Below are 26,101 nucleotides of genomic sequence, written 5' to 3'. Positions count from 1 at the left end.
GTTATTTGATGATTTTCTTACCATCGATAATCTTGATGGCATGGTTGATGTGATTGCTTGTTCTGCGTCCTTGCAAGTCGTAGGTCGCCTGTGATGGGCGTTTGGTGGTTTGAGGCTGGATGCTGGTTGGCTGCTCAAAAAACTGCCACTTGTCGAAATCAAAACTCGTTGCGGTGGTGCCTGCGAAGGTGAAGAACAGGTCCTGTACGCCGGTGATGGGGGTGGTGAGGTCTACTGTCACTTCCTGCCACTCGCCGTCGGTTGACGGGATGTTGACTTTTCCTTTCGCAGTACTGCTTGCTGTCTTGACACGTATCAGGATAACAGCATCGCCTGTGGTACGCACCACGGCCTTGAATGATTTGGCACCAGCCTCGCCAAAGTCCACGTTGCGCACCTTGATATAGCTGCTCTTGGTGATGTTGGAAGCATAGCAACCGTTATAGTCGCCCAGGCACAGGATGCCGGAACACTTGTTGATGGTCTCAGCCTCCTGCAGTTTAAAGGGGTTCAGGGTCTGGATAGGGCTGACACCAGCGGTGGTAAACTTGATGCTGGGGATGGTACCGTCCTCATTGGGGGTGAACTCTTCCACGCAGGTAGAACGCTTATAGCCACCGCCTCCGCTCAGTTTGCCGTTGTGGTAGAACATATAGTGATGTCCCTTGAACTCCACACTGCCGCCATGAATCGTAAAACTGTTGTCGGCCTGACCCAGTATCTTGCCCTGGTAGGTCCAGGGACCCGTAGCCTTGTCGGCTGTGGAGTAGGCCCAATGCTCAGGAACGCCACCGGCGGCATACTCCAGGTAGTACTTGCCGTTGCGCTTGTAGATCCATGAAGCCTCCTCAAAGTTGGTCTTGGGTGTGCCGTCGTCGTTATAGCCCTTATACGGGCCAAAAGCTGTCTCGTCCTTCGTCTTGACCTCGACCTCATTGCCTGTGAATGACGTCATGTTCTTGTTGAGCTTGACATACCACAGCATGTTGTTGCCGTAATACAGGTAAGCCTGCCCGTTGTCATCGATAAAGACAGACGGGTCAATCTTGAACCAACCCTTTACGAGAGGTTTCTTGATGGGGTCTTTATAAGGACCGGCAGGATTATCGGCCACGGCCACGCCGATGCCTGGATAGGATTGGCCCTTGATGGTAGCCGTACAGTACCAATACCACTTGCCGTTGCGCTCTATGCATTGGCTGGCCCAACAGTCGTTGTCCTGCTTGGCCCATGAAGAAAAGGTTTTCGAGGTGATGGGCGTGCCGCGATAGGTCCAGTTGACCATATCCACGGTACTGTAGAGCAGCCAGTCTTTCATTGTGAAATAGTTGTTTTCCGTCACTTTCTCGTCATGATCCACGAAAAGATAGAGGGTGTCACCATGCACGTAGGGTGCCGGGTCGGGGGTGTAACGGTCGTGGATAATGGGATTTTGAGCCCATATGGACAGGGATGCAAGGGTGGTGATGCCTGTGAGTAGCAACCCTTTCATGTTGATGAATCTGGTCATGTTGTTTCCGCTTTTAGTTATTTTGGTGGCAAAATTACAATAAAAATCTCAATGGTGTCTTTTTTTTTGTTTCAAATCCTTTTCAAATAAACGAAATATGGCACGTAATCACTACGTGCCACACTTTCAAACCATAAATTACTATTATACTAACTTACCAACTAAAAAATATTAATGGTTGGTTTAGTCTTGAGTCGAATTAATCTGGGTGCAAAGGTATAAATAAAGAAACGTTTCCAACAAGGGAAACGTTTCATGGTTATGCGGAATTTTGTCAAATGCGTAAGGTGTCCTCGTTTTTCTTATTGAAATGATAGGATAAAACTGTAATGATGGGGCTGGTTGCCGTCAATGGTGTACTGGGGAAGGGTGCGCTTGCCCCATGTGTCTGTTCCACCTACGCCGTGAATATTGGCATCGATATTGAGATTGACGAAACGACCGTGCTGGATATCACTGGGATGATGAACACCTTCAAGATCTTCCTCACCATAGTCCCATGCTCGGATGCAGAGGGGCTGACAGCCCTCGATACGCAGGGTTCTCGCCGCAGGAGACCCAACTGCCGCAGGAGCGGATGAAATCTCAAACCAGCGGATGTCGCATCGGTTGCCGTTGTCCTGTGGATGGAGATAATCAGTCTCGTATGCCGATAGGGGCATCTGGTACTTGCCGAGGAAGGCAGAACGCTTACGGTCTGGATAGTTCTCCCAGGGACCGCGGCCATAATATGTAATCGCGGTGTAGTTGGCTGGCAGACGCATCCTCATGCCGAATTTTGGCATCACGGGGCGGTCCTGTGCTGCAGGTTGATAGTCCACCTCAACAAGAATGCTGTGCTCGTTGATGATGGTGTAGTTCACCTTGACATCTTTTACTTCCTTCCAGATGGCTGTACGACGGGCAAAACCGGCTGCGCTCTGGTTGTCATTTTCTGGTTTCCAGAAATAGGGCTCCAGCGGAGCCTGTAGTACCTCGTGGCCATCGACGATCCAAGAGGTGAGGGCGTTTCCGCTGATTGTGAATGACTTAGTCTCTTGCTTCTCCTTGTGGTGGAGGTGCGTTGCGACTTCCGCCTTGTTTTTCCAGTTCCACGTCTGTAGAACGAACTGCTCTCGAGCAATTGTAAACCCTTTCTTGGCCCAGGGCTTATCCTCTTTCTGGTGGGCGGAAACATTGAGTACCACTTCGCTATCATAGCGCAGGGTGTCGTAGGTGATATCATACTCGTCAACAGTGGTAAAACTGTCTCGGTTGACGATGCGGATGGTGCCATCTGGTTCGCGGAGAAACTGCAAGGGCTGATACACCTTCTGTACTTCATAGTAGTGGGGGTGGGGCGTACGATCAGGAGCCAGCAGGCCATTGAGGCAGAACTGCCCGTCGTTGGGCTTGTCGCCAAAGTCACCACCGTATAGGTATGTTCCATCTTTTTCTATTCCCTGGTCCACCCAGTCCCAGATAGCGGCGCCGCAAATGGAGGAGTCGCTGTATATCACATCCCAGTACTCCTGCAGATTACCACAGGAGTTACCCATAGCATGGGCATATTCGCGCATCATGAAAGGCTTGTCGTTTACCGTCTGGGCATTCTTCTTCAGTTCGTCGGGATAGAGATAACTGTCGTCCCAGATATCAGAATAACGACGGTCGCTGTCGTAGAAGGCCGGACGGGTTGTGTCGAGCTGCTTCACCTTGTGATACATGGCTTCGATATTGGGCCCTTGAGCACCCTCGTTGCCAAGACTCCACAGAATGACGCAGGGGTGGTTGAAGTCGCGCTTCACCAATGACTCGGCTCTGTCCACATGGGCTTTCTGGAATGAAAGGTCTTCGCCCATCACTTTGTTGGCATAGCCGTAGCCGTGGGTCTCGTGGTTGGCCTCGTCCATCACGTAGATACCCCATTTGTCGCAGAGTTCATATAGGTATTCACGGTCTGGGTAGTGAGAGGTGCGCAAGAAGTTGACGTTGGCCTGCTTCATCAAGCGGATATCTGTCTCGTAGGTGGCATTATCGACATAGCGACCTGTCTTTGGATGATGGTCGTGACGGTTCACACCACGCAACTTCACGTTTTTACCATTAATCTTGAAGACCTCGCCAACGATTTCAATCTTCTTTACACCGAAATGATAGGCAAATTCTTCATTATTCTTACTGTCCTTCATGCCAAGCAGTTGCAGGGTGAAGGGATAGAGCCAAGGCTTCTCGGCAGTCCAAAGACGAGGCGGGGTGTCATAGTGATACGTGAGTTCTACGACAGTGGTATCGCCAGCATGCAATTTTGATATGCAATGGTTGGCTATGTTCCTATGGTTAGGATCGACGTTGACGCCATACAGCTCGGGACAAGCCATCTGCAACTGAACCAGCAGATCCTTTGCTGTTTTCTTGCCAGTATTGCATACAGTAATCTTAGCATTAACTGTGAACTGCGAGTAGTCGGCATTGGGAATAGCCTCTATCTTGTAGTCGGCAATGTGTACCAAAGGACGTACCCACAGTTGAACGCTGCGGAAGATGCCACTCAGACGCCACATGTCCTGACACTCCAGATAGGAGCCGTCGCTCCATCGATAGACTTCAACGGCAATCTTGTTTTTGCCTGCCCGCATGTACTTTGTGACATCAAATTCTGCAGGCGACATGGAATTCTGACTATACCCCACCTTCTGGCCATTCACCCATAGGTACATGGCTGAGTGTACACCTCCGAAATGGAGAATCAGGTTTTTTGAGAGCATATCCTTCGTCACGTCGACAAACGTAACATACGATCCCACAGGGTTGCGATTCTCGTATGCGGTCCAGTCCTTGGGTGGCTCACTAGTTACGCTGGGACGGTCTTTAGCGAAGGGATAACTCATGTTTACGTAGATAGGCGTGCCATAGCCCTGTAATTGCCAGTTGCCAGGCACGCTAATCTTCTTCCATTGGCTCACGTCATAATCCTCTTTGTAGAAATCTGCAGGACGCTCCTCGGGCTTACGGCTCCAGTGGAAGAGCCATTGTCCGTCGAGTGAGATAATCTCCTTGCATTCTTTCTGCTTGGATGGCAATTGAAGCGTGGCATGATAAGGCAGTTTGTTGATGCCCAGCACGGCGGGATTCTCCCAATCGTGTGTTTGGGCCTGTGTCTGCAGAGCTAACAATGCTACCAGTACAACGAGGACTCTTTTCATCGTTTATTTCGTTTTTATGGTCAGACTGGCCGTAGGCAGACTGCTCTTGATGCTGATCTGTGTATTACCTTTCTTATGTGTGCTGCGTACCACGAGTAGGGCGCGTCCCTTCCATGTCTTTACACGAGGCGTGGTGTAGGGCTCGGTATCCTTGAGGTCGGCAGAGGCAAACGACAATAATGTACCTTGTCCCTTGACAAAGGCTTCGCAGGGAATGACAGCATCGGGACAGACATGACCGTCCTTGTCGACTACCTCGATGGTGACAAAGGTGAGGTCTTGGCCGTCGGCAGTCATGATCTTTTTGTCGGGAGTTAATCTTAGTTTTGCGGGTTCGCCGGCAGTCTGAAGCAGACTGGTTGAACTGGTTGATACTGCCTTCAATACACCAGGCTCATAGTTGACGGTAAAGACGGCCTTGAACTCGGTTTCGCGGCTCACTTTCTTTGTGCCGACAAGCTGGTCGTTCAGATAGAGTTTTACCTCTGGCTCTTTTGTATATACCTCTACTTCAATAGGTTTGCCTTCCCATCCTGGCCATGTCCACGACTCCCATGTGGGCCAGACACTCCACATCGTCGTCTTGATTTCTCCGTGGTAGCCGTTGGGTTCTTTGACGGCCATGTAGAGTGGCGTGTCTTTGTTCCACAGCATCTCGCGGTAATGGCTGATGGGCTTGCGCCAACCGGTGATGTCGACATCGCCACAGGGGGCACCGTGCCATTCGGGCTGTCCGCCCTTAATCCACGACTCGCCCTCGCGTTCGCCTTTATAATAGTTGCGACCAATGCCGCTTTCGCCCAAATAGTCGAGGCCTGTCCATACGATATCGCCCACGACGTAGGGGTAGTCATTCGCAATCTCCCAGTTTCTGAAGGCATCGCGTGGGTAGCTCTCCGTCTGCCAGATAACGCGTTTGGGGTCGCGCTTATGGTCGCTGGCGTGTTTGAAAATCATGTAGTTATAGCCTACCACATCGAGCACCTCGGCATGTGGGTCGTAGATTTCCCAATCGCGATCCCAGGCACAGAGCGCCTCTGTAACAGGACGCGTATTGTCTATTTCCAGTATAGCTTTCTTCATCTGTCGGGCGGTATAGACTACGCGGATGTCCTTGCGCTCAATAACCTCGTTGCCTATACTCCATGAGATGACGCTAGGGTGATTCAGGTCGCGCTTCACCATGGCATGGATATCCTCCTGATAGCAGGAGTCGATAAGTGTAGAGTAGTCGTAGGGATTCTTTTGCGTGCGCCAGCCATCAAAAGCCTCGTCGATAACCAGCATTCCGATGGAGTCGCAGGCATCAAGGAAAGCACGGGTCGTAGGATTGTGTGAGGTGCGAATCAGGTTGAAACCAGCTTCCTTCATCTGCTTCACCTTGCGAACTTCTGCAGCGTCGAACGCCATAGCACCCAGCACACCGTCGTCATGGTGTACGCAGGCACCGTTGATAAGCACTTTCTTGCCGTTGAGCACGAAACCTTTCTCGGCATCGAAGGAGAAGGAGCGGATGCCGAACTTCACACGCTGCTCGCCAATGATACGTCCCTCAGACTTTAATTTGACGATGGCTTCATATAAATGAGGATCTTCGGGCGACCAAAGATGAGGGTTGGCAATCGTAAAGTGAAAATCTACGGTGAGGCTTGATGCCTTATGCATCGTGTATCCATGTTCGAAATACTGTTTCAGAATGTGGCTCGTTTGTGGGGCCATTTTGAAGCTTCCTTCGTTGAACGTTACCTCAATAGCGTCAAGTTGACGGTCTGCCTGGGATGCATTGTTCACATTGACGGGAATTGAAACCTCTGCTTCTTTCTCGCTTACCACGGGTGTCTTGACAACAATGCCATTCTCAGCAATATGCAATGCAGGCATCGTCTCCAGCCACACGTGGCGATAGATGCCAGAGCCTGAGTACCAGCGACAGTTGGGCTGCTCGCTGTTGTTGACCTTGACGATGACTTCGTTTGGTTGTTTCTTGTCCTTATTGAGATAATTCGTTACGTCAATAGTGAAAGGCGTGTAGCCATAGCCGTGTTGTCCGGCCTTCTGTCCGTTGACGAAGACCTCTGCCTTCTGATAGACACCTTCGAAGTGGAGCTTGGTGATATCGGCATTAGGTGTCTTGAATGTCTTGCGGTACTCGCCCTTACCGCCTTCAAACCAACCACCGCCGGTGCCTGTGGCTCCCTTGCCGGAGTTTGGACCTTCGTAGATGTCCCAGTCGTGAGGCAGGTTTACATTGGTGGTCTTGCCGTTACGAGTGAACTGCCAGTTATCGTCAAACAACTGCTTGTCTTGTGCTGTTGTTGTCATGGTACCACACAGCACCATTGCAAATAAAAAAAGTCGTTTCATTTTCTTTTTTAGGTTTGGGTTATATTTGGGGTACAAAGTTATGTAATAATCCTGAGAAAGCCAAGGGAAGCGTAAAAAACAATCATATGTAAGGCTAAAATCGATTGATTTCGCAGTATCTAATGCTTCTAAATCATTCATAGGTTCATTCTGGATGTTTAATCATTCAATTTCATGTAGTCGGTAAAGCGGATACCAAAAGTTTTGTAGAGAGGAACAAACCGAACAGGATTGCCATCGCTTGTGGCTGTGGTAGAGAATTCTAATTTCCCTTCTGTTTTGCGAATCCAATCAAGATTGGTCCTTGAGCCCGTCAATGCGGGTATGGGATCGGCAGGTTGCATGTAGGAGGGATAGCCGCCAAAATAATTGTCAGTCACATTCACACGGTCTTCTGTTATGCCCTCTGTTCCCATATCGGCAGCAAGTGCGAAAGGACCGTAATAAAGAGCGACGATATGAGGCTGGCTGGGTAGATGCTCCAAGCGCAGATGCATCGGAAGATGTACACTGATGACATCGCCTTGTTTCCAACTTCCGCTGATTATGCAGTAGCCGTCTCTTGTTTCATAGTGTAGGTCCTGTTTCGCGCATGTTGCTTTGAAGCCCTTGCACCATGAGGGAATGCGGATTTTCAGCACTGCACGTCCGCTTCCTTTAGTGATGCGGATTCTTATAAATGTATCGTGCGTGAGGTCGCCTGTCTGTTCTACAATCATCTTCTTGTCTGTCCAGTTGAGTTGCGCAGGAAAGAACTGACTGACGTAGAGGGTGTCGGCATCGGAGAAAAAGACCGATTGTCCGTAACGCACGTGGTTCTCCATTCCAGTACCCGTACAGCACCAAAATACGTCAGTATTCTTTCCGTAGGTTTTGAAGGAGCCAGGTAATTGTGTATGGAAGTACATGAAGTTAGCGTTTTCAGGATTTATGCTGCCCATGATGTGATTGAGGGTGGCTCGTTCCACATACTCGGCATATTGGGGCTGCCGGGTGATGCGGAAAAGGTCGTTCGAGAGCTTGATAAGGTTATTGGTGCAGCAAGTCTCGCCGGCCTGTCCATCGAGTTCCTCTCCGATATGGTCAGGAGGTAGGTTCCAGTGCTCATGATTGCCTGTGGAACCATTGCAGTAGGTGCGATGCAACGTGACGTGTTTCCAAAAATTCACAGCAGCTAAAAGCAAGGTCTTGTCGCCTGAGATCTCATACTCACGTTCTGCTGCGATGAACTGTGGTATTGTGCTGTTTGCGTGATGGAAGTTTGGTGTCCGCTTGTCATCCAGTATATCGTGACCACCTGCCGATGGCAGGAGTTTGTCTGTCTGTTGGAAGAACTGTCCAGCTTTCAGATGCTGCTCGTGTTTCGTCTCCTGATAGAGGTTGAGCATTGCCTCTGCAAAGCCTCCCACTTCCTGCACGTCCATATTGTGACGCCAAAGTTCCTTGTCCTGCAGTCGTGTTGTACGCAGATAAATGTAGTCGCCCATCTCGCTGGCAATGGTCAGAGCCATCTCATTGCCAGTATATCGATGAGCATCAAGGAGACCTTGCAAGATTTTGTGAAGTGTGTAGTATGGTGCCCATCCGCTGCCGTCTGTTTCCACACGGTTGAGCATTTCTTCGCCAAAGGCACTGACATATCCACTGCCACCTTTCATCTGTACCTCCCTCAATACACCGACTATGTAATCCACCGTTTTCTTTGCCTCTGTGTCACCACTCTGAAAATAAAAAAGGCTCAGCGTTGTGAGATAGTGTCCTAAGGTGTGCCCCCTCAAATCTGTCGATTCCCATCCTCCATAAGGAAAACACCCTTCGGGCTGTGGAAGTCCCACACGTTGACGAAAGAAATAGAGCAAACGGTCAGCACTGAGGGAACTCACGAACTCCATATCCTTCTGTTCCAACAATAGCCAGTCGCCACCCGTGATTTGAGTTGTGCACCACTGCTTCAACGGTGTTGGCTGTCGAGATTTTTTGTCTTGCAAGCGTCCTTCGACCGAGCGGAGTGTCGATAGTAAATCATTCTTTTCGCTCAGTCCCTCTTGTGTCAGAGGAACAAACTGCATGGTGCCATCAGTATTGAAATACAGATTCTCGGCGCACACACTGCGGCGACAATCGCCTCCAGGAGCTCCTTCAAGCTGGTAGGAACCATCGTGATAGATGTAATACCATTTGCCCTTGAACTGAATGACCGAAGGATGGATGGTGAAGCCATGATTGGCCGAGGTGCTGACAAATCCTCGATAGGTCCATGGACCCTCCATTTGTTCCGCTGTGGAATAGGCCATTTGTTCTGACTGTACGCCTGGAGCATCAGAAGCATATACGTTGTAATACAGGTTGCCACGTTTAAAGAGCCAAGGTCCCTCGCTATAATTGCGCATCGGTACTTTCTTGACTTCTCCATCCAGCTCTATCATGTTTTTCTTCAGTCGTACCATATAGCAGTCGCCATTGCCCCATGCCATCCAAGGAGTTCCATCATCGTCAATCAGCACCGTCGGGTCGATGTCGGCATTGCCACGATGGGAATCGGGAGTCATGTCATCTGTAATTAACGGTGTGCCATCTATTCTTGCTGGTGTAAAGGGACCCGTAGGTGAATCGCTCACAGCCACATCAATGGCATGTTCAGGCTTGTTTTTATAATCCAAGGTGACATAGTAATAGAATTTGCCGTCTCGCTCCACTACCTGACCAGCCCATGAACCACCAGGAGACGCATAGGGGAAATCGGCAGCCTTGAGTACAGGGCCATGTGCGGTCCAATGTTTCATGTCTGTGGATGAATAACACAGCCAGCGAGGCATATTGAACCATCCGCCAGGTCCAGCACAGTCTTCTCCTACATAAGCATAGACGGTGTTTCCTATCACAGTGAACGCGGGATCGGCTGTGAATCGGTCTGTGAAGAGGGGATTCTGACCTGCCACACGAGGCAGAGGTGCACCGCTGATTTCAAGGTTGCGGATTGCTCCTTCACGCACTTGCAAAGAGTTGGGAAAACCACTGGGGAATCCGTGTCCCAACACCCATAGAGAGGCATTATGGCGCAATGCTTTGCCTGGATAGCGCAACATGTCACTTGTACCGTCAACGTTCAGTTCAAGCACAGACTCGTCTTTTTGGGCGTCATAATGTGCTGTGGCACTCACCCGATACCATTGTCCCGTTATGACAGTAGGACCGGCACACAGACGATGCGGCTGTTCGTTTTTGTCAATCACTTCTACAAAGAACTGCCTGTGCATGTTGTCATAACCTAGAGAAATGTCACCAAATAGCGAGTTTTTGCCCAGAAGATGAGTCGCTTTTCCCTCCTTACAAACAAACACCTGTTCTGTTCCGAGTGTTCCGCACTTCAGTTCTGCTGCCACCTTCCATTCTTTCTGCATATCAGTATAAGGCAGAGGATGGTTGAAGTCTAGCTTGTATTCACTCATATTGAGCTTTAATTCTTGAGAAGCATCTTTGAATTTCCAATCAAGCAAGGTATAAACTCTCTCTTGTGCCACAATATGCAGGTGGATGATGCCAACCCACAATGGCATGATGAGTAATAGGATTCGTTTCATTAGTCTATTTGCGTTTTGGGTGTATATCAATATCTCTATAGCCCATGCGGCTACCCTCGGCCAGTCGGTCTGCATCGAATTTGATGATGCGGGCTTTGGTGGCAGGGAACTTAATGGTCTGCCATATGGGATTATTAACAATGTTAGAGAATTCTCCCGATGCAAGCTTGGTCCAATGTGACCAGTCTGTAGAGGCCCAAAGGGTGTAGTGAGTGATAAGGCCATCCTTTGTTCCTTGTGGTGGCAAGTAACGGAAGGTCGTAAATGTCTGTTCTTGGTCCCAGTCAATCATCATCTGTGTGGGACTGCTGAAGAATATATGCAGGTCTGATGACTTCTTCTCACCAGAATCCTGAATGTCGGCTGTGAGTTCAGGAGCGAGGTAAACGCCCAGTTTCTTAATGATTGGTTCAGCTTTCGTATCAGTAATTGAGAAACGGAGCTTTGTGGCTTTGACTGTTGGGAAGCAGATAATGCGGCGGTGGCCTACTGTGGTGAGACCATCACCATTATCTACCAATGCGTCCTTTAAAGACCGCCATTGTCCATCGACGAGAGCTTCTAAAGTGAACTTCTTGACACGTTGTCCTAAAGCGATATTCTCCTCTGCTAGGAAACGGTTAAATGATGTGGGCTTATTGAAGTTGATGATGTAAGACCCGCTTGTAAGCTTGGGCGCCTTCACTTCCTTGATGATATTCTTCTTGAATATATGGTCTATCATCTTTTTGAAGGCAATACCACGCAGGCTGTCGTTGGAATGAATGCGTCCGTTGGGGGCGATGGGGAAATTAAGTAGTAGGGTGGAGTTGCGGCCTACTGATTTATAATACGTGTCCATGAGTTTCGACAGACTCTTCACGTGTTCGTTTTCTGTCTCGTGGTAGAACCAGCCTGGACGGATACTGGTATTCGTTTCGCCAGGGCACCATACGTCGCCGTTTTCTACTCCGAAATGCAGCATATGATAGGGGGTGTCGCCCTCCGAAGGCATCAGACTCCAGTTTGTCTCGCCCACATTGCCAGCCTCAGTACCCACCCAGCGCAGATCACCACGGTCGCCACCATCGTTCCAGATGACAGCATTGGGCTGCAACTCGCGAATCATCTTGAATGTTTCGGCCCATTCGTAGTAGGTGCGTCCATCAATACGACGTACCTCGTTGGCACCGCCATACCATCCGTCACCACCGTTGGCACCATCGAACCACACCTCAAAGATGTCGCCATATTGGGTGAGCAATTCGCGCAACTGATTGCGAAAATAGGTAATGTATTCTGGTTTACCGTAGTCTGGATGATTTCTGTCCCACGGTGAGAGATAGACGGCGAACTTCAGTCCTTCCTCGCGACAAGCATCGGCCAACTCTTTCACAACATCACCTTTGCCATCTTTCCATGGTGTGTTCTTAACGCTATACTCTGTATATTTCGAAGGCCACATGCAGAAACCACAATGATGCTTAGCCGTGAAAATGATACCCTTCATGCCTGCTTGTTTGCAGACGCGTGCCCACTGGCGACAGTCAAGGTCAGAGGGATTAAACAACTTCAAGTCTTCGTTGCCAAATCCCCACTCCTGATCGGTATAGGTGTTCATGGAGTAGTGGATAAAAGCATACATTTCCATCTCCTGCCAGTGCAATTGTTTTTCACTGGGTATAGGACCATATGGTTTTGATTGTGACCAACACGACACTCCCATGAGGTATAAAACGAGAAATAATAGGGTTTTACGCATATTGTTTATTGGTTGTAATAATGGGTGCAAAATTACAAAGAATATATGATATAAAAAAGAATTTATGTAGGATTTAATAATATAATAATAGGATAAAATAAAAATCCGGGTCTTGCTGTTGAAGACCCGGACTCTCGTGTTACCTTTTTATAATCTTTTTACCGTTACTAATATATATGCCTGGTTTTTGCTGGGACAGACTCCTGATGTTCTGCCCCTGCAAGTTGTAGATTCTCTCATTTCCCTCTTGGGATGCTTGGGTGGTATGAATCCCCGTTGCCACATAACTGTTGTTCATGATATACATCTGTCCGATGATGGCGTCGCTCCATTCTGATGCAGCACTGTAGATGGCGATGACATAGTCTCCTTGTTCTGTGATGTCAAACTCAAAAGTCTGTTGGGCAGGACTGCTGAAGTTATTGTCTGTCTTATTGCCGATGTTGATATTGGGCGTATAGGTCTGACTGGCTATGCTGACATTGCCCGTGCGCTTCTCAATATGGATTTCTATAGGACCAAAGTCGGCCATGTTCCAGTTGCACATCTTATATTTCAGGGTGTAGTGGCCAGGGGCCATGCTGACTGTTGTACCGGCATCTTTTAGGCCGTACTTAGCGTAGCCCTGATGTTTATTGCCATTGATGTTGCGGAAGTAAAGACCGTAGCTGAAGCCTTTCGTGGTGCCGGTGAACTGCAACACGCGGCATCCGGAAGAGAATCCGCTGCTGTAGCCCGTACGTTTCTCGCTACTGTCGTAGGTGGTCCATCCCGCGGGAACAGCACCTCCTTCTGTGAAGCCTGTGGCGAGGCTCAATGAGGTGGGAGCCTGGAATGTAACCTCAATGGTTGCTGTACTCGTCTCTCCGTCGTTGTCTGTGGCAACGGCTTTCAGCGTGTGCTTGGCGGCAGTTGCTCCTGTCAACGTGGCACTATAGGGCTTTTCCGTGCAGGTGGCCAATAGCGTGTTTCCATCGTAAAACTCCACTTTCTCTACCGTACCGTTGGGATCGTCTGCGGTGGCTGTGATGGTGATATCGGGGAAGGTCACTTCGTTCTTCGGACCAAAGCCGACATACTTCTCACCTGTGGCAGGTGAGGTGATCTTGACGTTGGGCGTGGTCTTGTTCAGTGAGAAGCGCTTGCAGAAGTTCCATATCTCCTTACCAGTATATACCTGCTTCTCTTTGCAAATCCAGTGTCCTTTGTTGGGTAATTCCAGCAGACGCACCTCGGAACCGTCGTTGCCGGGTCCCCAGACGTGCATCTTGCAGCCGCCGAAGCCATTATAATTGTTGGTGACCTTTGCCGTAGTGGGACAACCGTTATGTCTGATCCATACGTTGAGGGCCGGTTGCGCACCACTAAAGGCGCAGGTCTCGTCGCTTGTGCCGTGGATATGCAGGATGGGAATGGCTCGTACGTTAGCATTGGCGGTAGCACCACCCATAGGATAGCCACTACAGGGGGCAAAGGCTGCGATGAGGTCGGGTATTTTGTTCATGGCGTGATAGGTCAGCATGCCGCCCATGGAGAATCCGCCCAGATAGACGCGGTTACGGTCAATCTTATGCTGTGTCACCATCTTGTCGATGATGGCTTTGATAAAGTTAATGTCGCGATTGCCACTGGTGTCCCATGATTTGTTGATGCCATTGGGGAATACACAGACAAACTTGGCTGTGTCGCATACCGCCTCCATACTCACCTGGTCATTTTTGAACTCGCTGTTCTGCATCCAACCGGCATCCTGATTATACCCATGACAGAAGATAAGAAGCGGACGACCTTCGCCTAAGTTCTTAGGTACTATGACATTGTACGAACGATTGGTGCCGTCAACGGTGATGTTGTCGGCCTTGGCAGGCGTTAGTCCTACTATAAATAGGAATAGCAATAAAATGGTTTGTTTCATAATGGTTATTTAGTCTTTTATATTAGGTGTCTGAACTTTCGCAAGTGAATATTCATTCATCAAGCGACTAATTTATACATTTGATATAGCTTATGGAACTTAGGATTGGCATCAATAACCGCAGAAAGCAGTTCACTGGCATCGGCAGAGATCATCTCTGCGATTTCCAGGATGGTGTCCAATATAAGTTCCCATATCCTGTCCGAAGCGGACAGCTCGAGAGTGTTGCCAGTGGTATCACGGAAGAGCGCCCCGACGGTTTCGTAGGCTTCAAACCGCTTCACCGTGCAAAGTATGTTGTACTGCATCATGATCAGCGTAAAGCTGGCAATCTGTGCAGAGAAGTGTACGCTCTGACATCTGCCGAAGTCGAGCAGTTGCTTCTGGTCGTGATAAGCCACCTCGGTAGTCCAGCGGATAGCGTACGTCCTGTATGCTTTGAGAAAACTAAGCGAGAGGTCCGTAGTGAGCAATCCATTCCAAAGCCCATTCCTGCCTCGTTTCGAGAAGAACAAACGCACGGTGGTACCTGCAAACTTCACATCGATGGTGCAGTAGGTACATCTGAGTGTCCTGTTATGTTTGGTGAGACCCTGCTTCTGGAGCTTCTTGATAATCTGCTTAGCAGTCAAATCACCCCACTGGGTGTGGTATTTGGTTTTTCCAATCTTTATCATACCAATCAAATGACACTTGATGTGGCGGCTGGTAATCAGGCGAACGAAGTCTGCACTGGTAAACCAACTGTCAACCAGCAGATAGTCGAAACGTATTCCACGCTTGATAGCGTACTTCACCATCTCGATTGCCTTGTCAGTCTTCTTCATGGTGTATTCTTTTATGCGCTCCTCAACACATTGCCCCGTATAGTCGGCAGAGAAACGCTCACTGCGTTGCTTGTCCGTCAACCCTTGCTTCTTGTCAGGATTACTGCCTTCTTCACCATGAAGCGAGAAATCGAGAAACAATTGGCTCATGCCATCGCACAGAAGCAGCGTCAGACATTTGTAGCCGAGGATGCTCTTATGTTGGATATGAGAGAAAACCTTGCCGATAAGTTCACTCTTGCGACCACTCTTTGGAGCGTCTGTGTCATCGATAATCAGGCAGACAGGCTTGTCATGCTCAGCCTCGGTGCTACGGCTGATCTTACGCAGCAGCTGGAGGTTCATCGCATACAGCAGTTTGCGCCACTTGATATCACCATCATTCATAAAACGATAGAACATGTCCTTCTCACAACAGAACAAGCGGCTTAATGAAGAGCCAGAGTACCGGTATGCATTCCTGACGACGAAGAAAGGGAACAGCATCAAAAGATTAAGGACCTGCACGTTCGTGAACTTGCAGTTCTCTTTCTTCTCTGGCCCTATCTGCTCCGGACGTATGTTTATGCACTCCATCACTCTCATAATCGCATTAATTGCACGGTTATTCTCATTTTCTGAGAAAAAGCTTCTCAAATCTGAAATAATTGTTGTACCTTTGCTCACGGCTTCTAAGTTTGAACTTTATTGTTTGGCGACTATAAAGTTACTCATTTTCAGTGAGTTGAGCAAACTTCGAAGCCATTTTTATTCCTATTTTATGTTAAATTATGCAGGTGCGCCATCACTTGCGAAACTTTAGTTAGGTGTTATTGTCTTTCTGGTGCTCCGAAGTAGCTGTAGCGATTGTTGTCGGGGTTTACCACGATGGTCTCGATAACGATCTCGGGATCAATCATGATGAGCTTCAGTTGATGCTTGCCAGGAGTGGTGTTGGCGAAATTCACCTCCAGCCAGCGGATATTGTCAAACACTTCGTCGCGGCGCAGCATCTTCCTGCCGTCCTTCCAACCGCTAAGCAACAGGTTGTTGTGGGGTGGGAGAGCCTTCAGGTTCTTTGACTGGGCGAGGTTCTTCGGTGTGTATTCCTGGAATTCGTCGTGCAGACCTTGACGGGCATCAATAACCTGCATCGGCTGGTCGTCAATCTGTACCCCAAGGCGCAGGCCGCGGGCAGGCACGATGTCTTGTGTGGGCAGAATGCCGATGGCTATGGTTCCCTTGCCGTCGGTGGGAGACAGGTCTATGTCGTACTCCAGTTTTGGACCGCTGCCGTCGGCCGGCCATTCCTTCATCACGTCTGAGGCTCCCATGCAGGCTAAACTCCAACTCAGCAGCGGATATTCCATCCAACCATCGTCGACATGGAGATAATGGTAGGCGTGGAAAGAGTATTCCTTGGTCTCCTTTGTGGCGCTTAGGTCATGAGTTACCTTATAGCCAAGTGACATGGGATGACGGTTCTTCTCTGGAATCGACCACTGTGTGTAGCCGATATGGTTGTCGAGCATCATACCTTCCCATTTGCCGCCAGCCATCTCCTTATTATAATAGTTTGTAAGTCGTTCGTCTTTGTTCATCAGCTCGCAGACAGTTAGACTATCGCCTACAGTAGCTGCGTTATACATCATGGCTACACCAGCAGAGGCTACTGCGGGATAATATACCAACTGATAAAATGCATCCTGGGCGGTAGCGGGTATGCGTTCCTTTAGCGATTCGCAACGAAGTACGAGGGACTGCCATATATTATTAAGGTGTAGCATTTCCTGATAATTGAAGAGACCTGGTACTTGTACTTCGGGCTTGCGCATTAGGTTCAGACGTGAATACTCCTCGATGATTTCTGTGCAATCGGTGATGTCCGATTGGGGTAGATTGCCGAGCACGCTTTTTGTCCATTTTTTCAGCCATTCATGCTCATCACCAACGTATATGTAGTCAGGATCCCATGCATAGTCCATGATAAACGAGATGGGCATCTCCTTGGGTTTCAGGTCGCCCACGTTGATAATCCAGATGCGGTCGATACCGCTCTGGTAGGCGAGGTTGAGCTGTTCGCGGAGCTTGGGCACGGTGGTGGTGTTCACCCAACGGTCGTTCCATGGGCCACCGTTCATGTCGATATGATAATAGAGACCCAGACCGCCCTTGCGCTTGCGCTCCTTCTCCGTGCCCTTACGGCGGATGTAGCCCCAATTATTGTCGCAGAAAAGGAGTGTGACGTCATCGGGTACGGTAAAGCCGGCATCATAATAGCGCTGTACCTCGGTGAAGATAGCCCAGAGCTGGGGCACGGCATCGGCACGTCCGTAGATGTCCTTGATAATCTTACGCTGGCCGTCGATGACCTTGTGGAGCGTCTTCATGTTTTCCGCATCATCACCTTTACCCATCGCTACGTCGCCGTCGCCACGCATACCGATAGTCACGAGGTTGTCGTAGTTCTTATTGCGCTCCATACCCTCGCGGAAGAACTGATCCACGCGTTCCTTATTGGTGGCGTAGTCCCAGGGACCTACCTGTTCCTTGCGCTGCAGGTACTCACGATGTGAGCGCATCATGGGCTCGTGGTGACTGGTGCCCATCACAATGCCCATCTCATCAGCCAGACGGGGAGATTCCGGGTCGTCCTCGTTGAAGTTGGTGCCCCACATGGCCGGCCAGAAATAGTTGGCTTTCAGGCGAAGCAACAGTTCAAATACTTTCTCATAGGCCTTGGAGTTGATGCCACCGAAATGCTTGGTACACCATGTGCCAAAGCTAGGCCATTCGTCGTTGATGAAGATACCGCGATACTTCACGGCAGGCCATTCGTAGATAAGTCCCTCGTCGTAGTACAGTTCGTCCTGATGTACTACGGGAGCATCTGCCATCCAATACCAGGGTGAGACGCCAATACGCTTGGATATCTCATAAATACCGTAGATGGTACCACGCTTGTCGTTGCCTGCAATGACGAGATTGTCATCTACTACATCGATATAGTAGCCCTCCCAATGGCCCTTGATCCTCTTGATATCAATTTTCTTTTGCTTGATGAGCTGGTCGATGAGGCGGCTTTTGCCGATGGTGCCGGCGATGATGGCGTGTTGCTGTGGTACATCGACATACTCGACGGGGGCGGCAACACCCGTCACCTTGCGCACGTCATCACCCAGGTCGTTGGCGGCACGGATGACGCCTTTCCAATCGTTCTTGTCAACGATGATGGTGGCAGTCTTGCCGTCTTTGGCAATACAAAACTTATCATTAGCTGATACTGAAAGCACAGCCAGCAACAAAAAAATACCACAGAGACAACTTCTCATTCTTATAGTTTTAATGGTTTCTGGGTGCAAAGGTAAGAAAAATGTTGCATAAACAGTCCCGATTTTTGTTGCATAGACTTCATGAATATGTTTCATCCTTGTATTTCAATCACTTTACTTATTTGTTATAATTATGCAAAATACCTATTTTTGATGATTGCGTAAGTCGAAAATTATGCTTACCTTTGCACCGATTAATCATAAATAGGTAAAAGGACGATGAGAAATCTGAAAATGTATGAGGCTGACGACAAGATGATATCGCTGATTCGCGATAACTATGATTTGCTGCAGTCGCTCGGTAGTTTTGGAATCAATCTTGGATTCGGTGATAAGACCGTCAGGGAGACATGCGAGGACAACGGAGTGGATACCTATACGTTCCTGGCTGTAGTGAACTTTACGGCCAATGGGTATGAAAGCTTCGAGAACGATGAGCAGTTGTCAGTCCCTACGCTGTTGCATTATCTGGAAGCTTCTCATGCCTATTTCCTTGATTTCCAGTTGCCCTACATCCGCAGGGAGCTGCAGGAGTCGCTCGATGAGAAAGACTCGCTGGGTATGCTGATCCTGCGTTTCTATGACGAATATGCACAGGAGATACGCCGTCACATGAAGTATGAGCAGAAGACGCTCTTCCCCTATGTGCAGTCGCTGATAGACAAACAACCCATCAATGACTATAATGTGGATACTTTTTCCAAGCATCACGGGGCAACGGATAAGAAGTTGCGCGAGTTGAAGCTCCTCATTATTAAGTATCTGCCACAGGATGGACTGCATAACAACCAGCTGACTGCCACTCTCCATGATATCTACGAGAACGAGGTATGGCTTCGTCAGCACGCCATGGTGGAAGACAGTATCTTCGTGCCTGCCATTCGTCGTCTGGAGAAAATCGTGAAGCAGAACGACGTGACGCGCAATATCTCGGATATGGTGACGAAGGCTGGCGTTGGCGAGAGTCAGGAACTGCTGTCAGATCGTGAGAAGGATGTCATCGTGGCTTTGGTGCAGGGTATGCAGAATAAGGAAATTGCCGACCATCTATGCATATCGGTGAATACCGTGATTACACATCGTCGCAATATCGCCAGAAAGCTGCAGATTCATAGCGCTGCAGGATTGACGATTTATGCTATTGTGAATAATCTGATAGATATCTCAAACGTGAAACTCTGATTACTCTTTGTGTGTCTCGGCGTATTCCGAGGGTGACTGTCCGAAGTGGGTCTTGAAGGCTGTAGAGAAATGGGCCTGATCGGCATAACCTACGTGATCGGCAATCTGGGATACGTTGATCTTACCCTCGCGAAGCAGACGGGCGGCTTGTTCCATACGCAGGTTACGCAAGAACTTACCTGTGGAAACACCAGTAATCTCCTTCATCTTACGATGCAGTTGCGCACGACTGATACCTACGTCGTTGGCCATGGTGTCTACGTTATAGTCTGGATCAGAGAAATTGGCATTGACGGAGCGCATGATACGTTCCATGAGGGCATCATCGTTACCCTTTACTTCTACCTGTTCAATACGGTCTTCCTGTTTTAGGGCTCCACTGAACTTTCCTTTCAAGCGACGTACGTTGTCAATGAGATTATCAATCTGGATATGCAGTTCCTCCATGTCGAAAGGCTTGGCAATATAGGCATCTGCACCACCTCTGAGACCTTCCAGCTTATACTCCACCTCAGCCTTTGACGTGAGCATGATAACGGGTATCTGAGAGATATTCGTATTATCCTTGATATGCTTGAGCAAGGTGAGTCCGTCCATCTCGGGCATCATCATATCGCTGATGACGAGGTCGTATTCATCAGTAAGCAACATCTTCAGTGCTTCCTTGCCGTTTATGGCATGGTCAAACTTATAGCGGTCGCCTAATTCAGAGATGATATAACGGGCTATTTCCGGTTCATCGTCGACAATGAGGATGCGGAACTGGCGGAAGGATTTCTTTCCCTTGATACCTGATGAGAGTACTTCGCGCACAGGACTGTCTGTCACAATCTGCTCAGGACGCAGGTGCTTGTTGCCTTTGGGAATTGTCACCACAAAACAGGCTCCCTGCTTGTCTTCACGGCGTTGTGCCTTAATCTCGCCACCATGCATCTCAGTGATGGCACGACAGAGATTTAAACCAATGCCCGTGCCTTGTATGCCCAGATTGGCAGAGTTCTGTCCTTGATAGAAGCGGTCAAAGAAACGGTTGGGATCTTCATCCTTGAAGCCCATGCCGTTGTCGATGACAGACAGTTCTATACTCTTTTCTGTTTCGTGCAGCACAACCTTCACTTCGCCATTATCGTAGGTATATTTGAAAGCATTTGAGAGCAGGTTGGAGATGACCTTGTCAAAATTGATACGGTCAATCCATGCCAATACATGGTCTCGCTCGTGCTCGAAGGTGAATGAAATGTTACGCTGGTCGGCACTAAACTGATATAGTTTGCACACACCGCTGATAAAATCAACCATGTTGGTCTCCTGACAATGTAACTGCATCTGTTTTTTATCCAGACGTCGCTGGTCAAGAATCTGATTGACTAACTGCAGTAGACGTTGGGCATTGCGATCGATCGTTTCAATGGATGGTTGAAGGGTCGAGGAATTAAAGGACTGAAAATCATCCTCAGACTTCAGTTCTGCCATCTTTGAGTCTTTCAGTTTTCCGATGGCTCCCATGATAATTGTAAGTGGTGAACGAATATCATGGGTGGCATTGATGAGAAAACGCATCTTCTCTTCTGCCAACATACGATGGGCGCGTCGGCGATAGCTGAAACCTATGCCGGTAATGATGCCGATGAATGCAAAGAGATAGATAGCGTAGGCCCATTTGGAGCGATACCATGGGGGAGTCACCGTGAGTGTGATGGTCTTGGTCTGTGAGTAGGTGGTCCCAGACATGGCCCTGACTTCTATGTTGTAGGTTCCTGGCTGGAGATGGTTTAACAGAATGGTGTTCTCGCCTTCCGGATTCTGCAGCCATGCCGACTGGTTGATACGGTACTCAAAGATGATGTTCTCTGGCGCGTTATAGTCGAGTAGTGAGAATTCCAGCGTGATGGCATTGTCGAGGTAAGACACTTCGTAATGATCATCATCCTGCGTGTAAATCATTCTGTCTGGCAGACGGAAGGCTGTCAGATAGAGTTCGTTGAGCGTTGTGTGGCACCCAATGACGTCTTTAGAGCGAAAAACGGTTAGACCATTATAGTTGGCATAACAAATCTTATTGTCACTGGTAAGTAGTCCTACGCTTGTGATATATTCCTTAGCAGAAAGACCATTGCCATAGACATGTCCGATGGTTTTGCCTGTGGCGGGGTCATATTGCCAGATACCCTTTGAGGTGGAGCACCATATGAAGCCTTGTTCATCCTCAATCATATAGCCTACAGAGAGTTGTCCCAAAGCTACCAACTCTGGCCGTTTCTCGCCTTCCAGTCGATAGATGCCTTGCTCTGTTCCTACATAAGTAGCACCGCTACGTGTTTGTAGCACATTGAAACACATGACATCAAAGAGATGAGGACGATCAAAGTTTTCTGTCTTAGGATTATAACAAGACACACCCGATGCTGTGGCCAACCAGATATTTCCCGACTTGTCAGAGGTTACTCCCATGATCCAGTCGTTGCACAGACCACTACTCTTGTGACTATACTGACGTAGGTCACCGGTATTTGTATCGTAAACACATAGTCCACGAGAGAACGTGGAGATATACAGTCGCCCATGTGCGTCGTCGGTGATGGAATTAAATTTGTCGCAGTCGATGGTCGCTTTCCTGGTGGATACGCCAGTCAGTGGGTCGTAGGCATAGAGAGCATCATCGGTACCCACCCAGTAGTTGCCTCTGCGGTCACGGAAAATACACTCAGCCTTGTCGGGAGCGGTAGGATGGGCTTTCAAATGTCCATCTGCATCAAAACCATAGATGCCGTTACCCTGAACAGAACACCAGATATAACCATTGTCACCTTCACATACAGCCGTGATGGTAGAGGCAAGGTCTATGCCTTGGGTGGCAAAACTCCAAGATGAGAATTGGGGACTTTTGGCTGGTAGCATCACAAGTCCCTTTGACTGACAACCCAACCAGATATTGTGCTGACGGTCTTCTGTAATGGCCCATATCTTCGTTGTACGTAAATTAAGGCCAGAGGCTATGGCGGGTACACGTTCTAACTTCCTACTGTTGGCAGGGATGCAATAGAGCCCATCGCCTCGGGTTCCAATATAGGTGTTGCCCTTACTGTCGGTAAACACACAGCGAATGATAGCACTGGGTTCCAGTGCACTCATGTCGTAATCGGGAATGGTGAGCTGACCGTCACGGTAACTATGAAGTCCGTGCATACAGACAATCAGGAATTCTCCGTCGTGATAGACGAAGTCAACGACGAAACCCTGGGTGGTGCGCATCTTGTGAATACCGTTGGCGTCTTTCATGGATATCTGATCGCTAAAGCTGCATTGCCAGATACGTCCCATGTCATCTTCCATCACGCTATTCACAAACAGCATGTCGAGGTCGCCTTCGGTATAGTCGTCTGCCATTTCGTTGGCCATGCAGTAAAGACCATGATAGCCACTGGTAGCTACAATCATTCTCCCATCGCTCAGATGCGTCATCTTAGTGACACGTGGCTTGCGACCTCTGGCGAAAGGATAGTGGATAAATGTTCCCGTGGCATAGTCGAAGCGGTCAAGTCCCTTATTGGTGCCTACCCATAGTTCGCCATCCTTGTCACAGAACAGGGTGCATACCGTGCTGCTGCTGATAGTCGTAGAGTCATTATGCTGATGCAGATACTCTGTAAAATGATAGCCGTCGAAACGGTTTAGTCCATAGTCGGTGGCTATCCACATGTAGCCGTATTTATCCTGGCACAAATCATTAATGAGCGCGCTGGAGAAACGTTCTGAGGAAAAGAAAACCCCGGTCTGACTGTAAGCCAGGCCGAAGAATAGTTGTAATAGTATGATAGTCAGTGTAAAACGACGCATAATCATTTGCTTATGTGGTTAAATCGTTGGTCCAATATATGAAGGGCGTAGTCCGCCCCAGTCGATGATAACACGCTGAATCATCTGACCTGGGTCGCCTGCAAGTCGCAACTCGTGGTAAGGGTGATTCTTGTTGACAGCGAAACGCAGGCGGCACACAGCACCGTTGCGCATCACCTGATCCTTCCACGTGCGGTCGTACTCCTTGAACTTGTTTTCAAAGACCTGCACAGGTGAGTCATCCACACTTACACCCACACGATTCTGCTTGCCTTTATACAGAGGCCAGAAGGGTACCGTATAGACAATAATATCTACGGAGTCACAATTTGGACTCTTGAACCAATAGAATATATCTTCCAAGGCTCCGTCTTCGGACTCCTTCGAAGGATCACCAAACTGCACCACCTTTCCGTCGTAACCCAGACCGTGAACGATACGGGTACCCTCCGATGCATGTTGGCAATTTTGCAGGTCAATGACTTTACAATCTATAGCGCTTCGGCCTCTGAGGGGCGTCAGCAATACGGCTTTCTCGCCAGCACCTTCAAAACGCTTCACTTCTGGCTTCTGGTAAAACTGGCATGTGTTGGTAAAACTGGTTGAGAGTGCCATCATACCATCCCATTTGCCATTGAGCTGTTTGTTATAGCGGCGGTTCAGGGCATTGATACTGTCGTAGGCTTCTTCCATTTGGCGAGCGGCCCAGTTGGCTTCAGAGAAACGGCCTTTCTCTGCCAGCAACTGGTTGAGTTGCGCCATGAGGAACTTACGGTTCATCTGACAGGCAGCCTGAACAGGGAACTGCAGCAACTCGAAGAAGGCGGTGGCAAACTCTAGACTTTCTGCTCTCAACTCTGAACTTATCCGCTCCACCTCGTCGCTGATTCGCTGGTAGTCTGCCAATCGGCGCTGGGCCTCGTCGTAGTGCTCAAAGGAGAACTCGGTAGGCTTCAGACCCGTATGTGCCTTGTCGTCCCATTGATATTCCCAACCCATAAACTCTGGCTTGCGGCTCCATGCCAGGCGATAATAGTCATCAAGGATGATTTGTAATTGAGAACTGAGAACTGAGAGTTGAGAGGTGTGATGACCAAAGGTGCGAGCCAGGAATTCTGCCTGATGCTGATAGACCTTTTCAAAGTCAAAGGCGTTGATATCCCAAGCCATGTCAAAGAAAGTCTGCATGCCCAGTTCCATCGGCTTGATATCACCCACGTTGAGCAGCCAATAGCGGTCGGCACCGTTGTCGTAGGCCTTGCGCAGTTCCTCGTACATCAGAACGGGTGGGGTGGTGTTGAGCCACAGGTAGTCGTGAGGGGCACCTAGATATGACAGGTGGTAATAGACGCCTGAGCGACCTGAGCGTTTCTGCTCCTCTGGATTTGCCACGCGTTTCATGTAGCCGTAGTTGTCGTCTACCCATACAAGGGTGATGTCATCGGGTACCTTCAGCCCGTTCTCGTAGATATCCATCGTTTCCTTGTAGGGGACGAAGATTTGCGGGATATCGCGGGCAAACCGGGACACACTATGTTTTTCCAGCAGTTCGCGCTGGTCCCTGATGACCTGCTCAATAAGGGGCACACGCTCGCTCATGGGCAGATTGCCGCGTATGCCCTCATCGTGGACACCACGCATGGCAACCGTGTAGATGTTTTCGTATTTTGCGGCCTCGCCGAGGCGGGCATCCCATTTCTTGTAAATGGTCTCGCGATTAGTCTTGTAGTTCCATTCGCCGTCTCTGTTGCTGTCCCATTCGCTCTTTGCCGCATTATTCAGCAGCAGGGGTTCACAATGCGAGGTGGTGATAATGATGCCAAAGGAGTCGCAAACCACCTTACTCTCAGGATGCGAGTAGAAAGCTCCTGTGCAGGAATGCATGGCAGGTGCCAGCATATTGGCCCTGAGACGGAGAAGCAGTTCACATACTTTGGCATAAGTCCTGGGACCGATATCGCCCAGTTCCTTCTCAAAATGATTGGATGCCCAGGGTTTTAATCCCCAGTCCTCATCATTGATGAAGATGCCGCGATACTTGACTGCCGGTTCACCGGAGGCAAAGTAATCGCCGGATATTTGAATGGCTACATCCGGATTCTTGCAGACAGGCACGTCAGCCCACCAGTACCAGGGCGATACACCCATACGCTCAGAGATATCGTAGATGCCGTAGATAGTTCCGCGTGTGTCGCTTCCGGCAATGACAAGGCGTGGCTCTTTCTCATTGGTCACGGTGAGGACATAGCTTTCCCACTTGCCTTTGAGGTCGGCTTCCTTGATAACGCCCTGTTTGATGAGTTTCTGGATGAGTGGACTCTTGCCATAGGTGCCTACGATGATTTGCGGGCCACGAACATTTTTTGTCGAGAGGGTAGGGCGGCATCCCGTCACCCGTTCGGCATCAGCCTGCAAATCGCCTATGGCTCTTTTCACTTGAAGGGTTTCCTGCTTGTCGTATTTGATGGTCGCATTTTTAATACGGAAGATGTCAGCCCCCATCGCCATAATGGGCAGCATCATCAGTATGAGAAACAGGAATTTCTTCATCGTTTTAGTTATTTGCTGCAAAAGTACGCATTTTTATTGGAAAAACCAATGATTAAATGTATCATAAAGTGTGTGAAAATGTTTCTTTGCCTGTTTTC

General features: G+C 49.1%; 11 protein-coding genes. 1 reads left to right on the top strand and 10 read right to left on the bottom strand.

From position 1 onward, the window contains the following. Position 1: 1 nt before the first annotated feature. From L6468_RS11040 to L6468_RS11005, 8 genes are all read right to left on the bottom strand, one after another. On the bottom strand, positions 2-1,510 hold the full coding sequence (locus L6468_RS11040) for a glycoside hydrolase family 43 protein (protein WP_237793276.1): 1,509 nt from the start codon (positions 1,508-1,510) through the stop codon (positions 2-4). Between the two features lie 302 nt (positions 1,511-1,812). After that, positions 1,813-4,695, bottom strand: a complete 2,883-nt coding sequence (locus L6468_RS11035; protein WP_237793275.1) for a glycoside hydrolase family 2 TIM barrel-domain containing protein — start codon at positions 4,693-4,695, stop codon at positions 1,813-1,815. A gap of 3 nt (positions 4,696-4,698) precedes the next feature. Next, positions 4,699-7,059 carry a glycoside hydrolase family 2 TIM barrel-domain containing protein gene (locus L6468_RS11030; protein WP_237793274.1) on the bottom strand — a complete coding sequence of 787 codons (2,361 nt, stop codon included), beginning with the start codon at positions 7,057-7,059 and terminating at the stop codon, positions 4,699-4,701. Between the two features lie 158 nt (positions 7,060-7,217). Beyond that, entirely contained in the window at positions 7,218-10,640 is a 3,423-nt protein-coding gene (locus L6468_RS11025) for a beta-L-arabinofuranosidase domain-containing protein (RefSeq protein WP_237793273.1), read from the bottom strand. 4 nt (positions 10,641-10,644) lie between these two features. Next, positions 10,645-12,270, bottom strand: a complete 1,626-nt coding sequence (locus L6468_RS11020; protein WP_237793272.1) for an alpha-L-fucosidase — start codon at positions 12,268-12,270, stop codon at positions 10,645-10,647. A gap of 250 nt (positions 12,271-12,520) precedes the next feature. Continuing rightward, entirely contained in the window at positions 12,521-14,296 is a 1,776-nt protein-coding gene (locus tag L6468_RS11015; RefSeq protein WP_237793271.1) for an Ig-like domain-containing protein, read from the bottom strand. A 59-nt stretch (positions 14,297-14,355) separates the two neighbouring features. Beyond that, entirely contained in the window at positions 14,356-15,789 is a 1,434-nt protein-coding gene (locus L6468_RS11010) for an IS4 family transposase (protein WP_431356549.1), read from the bottom strand. A gap of 143 nt (positions 15,790-15,932) precedes the next feature. Then, positions 15,933-18,434: a glycosyl hydrolase 115 family protein gene (locus L6468_RS11005; RefSeq protein ID WP_237793270.1), complete on the bottom strand. Its 2,502-nt coding sequence runs from the start codon at positions 18,432-18,434 to the stop codon at positions 15,933-15,935. A 219-nt stretch (positions 18,435-18,653) separates the two neighbouring features. On the opposite strand from L6468_RS11005, the gene L6468_RS11000 reads away from it, so the two are divergent. Further along, positions 18,654-19,616 (top strand): LuxR C-terminal-related transcriptional regulator, encoded by a 963-nt coding sequence (locus L6468_RS11000; protein WP_176757028.1) that lies wholly within the window; start codon positions 18,654-18,656, stop codon positions 19,614-19,616. Here L6468_RS11000 and L6468_RS10995 read toward each other — a convergent pair whose 3' ends face one another. Both L6468_RS10995 and L6468_RS10990 read right to left on the bottom strand, forming a co-directional pair. Next, on the bottom strand, positions 19,617-23,453 hold the full coding sequence (locus L6468_RS10995; protein WP_237793269.1) for a hybrid sensor histidine kinase/response regulator transcription factor: 3,837 nt from the start codon (positions 23,451-23,453) through the stop codon (positions 19,617-19,619). 18 nt (positions 23,454-23,471) lie between these two features. Then, entirely contained in the window at positions 23,472-26,003 is a 2,532-nt protein-coding gene (locus tag L6468_RS10990) for a glycosyl hydrolase 115 family protein (RefSeq protein ID WP_237793268.1), read from the bottom strand. Between the last annotated feature and the right edge of the window lie 98 nt (positions 26,004-26,101).

This window comes from Prevotella communis (genome assembly GCF_022024115.1).
Taxonomy (GTDB): Bacteria; Bacteroidota; Bacteroidia; order Bacteroidales; family Bacteroidaceae; genus Prevotella; species Prevotella communis.
This window is presented reverse-complemented; position numbering and strand designations above follow the sequence as displayed.

What these genes read in the sequence shown, in the direction of transcription:
- L6468_RS11040 (WP_237793276.1), bottom strand. Translation starts at nt 1,510, where the DNA reads ATGACCAGATTCATCAACATGAAAGGGTTGCTACTCACAGGCATCACC.
- L6468_RS11035 (WP_237793275.1), bottom strand. Translation starts at nt 4,695, where the DNA reads ATGAAAAGAGTCCTCGTTGTACTGGTAGCATTGTTAGCTCTGCAGACA.
- L6468_RS11030 (WP_237793274.1), bottom strand. Translation starts at nt 7,059, where the DNA reads ATGAAACGACTTTTTTTATTTGCAATGGTGCTGTGTGGTACCATGACA.
- L6468_RS11025 (WP_237793273.1), bottom strand. Translation starts at nt 10,640, where the DNA reads ATGAAACGAATCCTATTACTCATCATGCCATTGTGGGTTGGCATCATC.
- L6468_RS11020 (WP_237793272.1), bottom strand. Translation starts at nt 12,270, where the DNA reads ATGGAAATGTATGCTTTTATCCACTACTCCATGAACACCTATACCGAT.
- L6468_RS11015 (WP_237793271.1), bottom strand. Translation starts at nt 14,296, where the DNA reads ATGAAACAAACCATTTTATTGCTATTCCTATTTATAGTAGGACTAACG.
- L6468_RS11005 (WP_237793270.1), bottom strand. Translation starts at nt 18,434, where the DNA reads ATGAGAAGTTGTCTCTGTGGTATTTTTTTGTTGCTGGCTGTGCTTTCA.
- L6468_RS11000 (WP_176757028.1), top strand. Translation starts at nt 18,654, where the DNA reads ATGAGAAATCTGAAAATGTATGAGGCTGACGACAAGATGATATCGCTG.
- L6468_RS10995 (WP_237793269.1), bottom strand. Translation starts at nt 23,453, where the DNA reads ATGCGTCGTTTTACACTGACTATCATACTATTACAACTATTCTTCGGC.
- L6468_RS10990 (WP_237793268.1), bottom strand. Translation starts at nt 26,003, where the DNA reads ATGAAGAAATTCCTGTTTCTCATACTGATGATGCTGCCCATTATGGCG.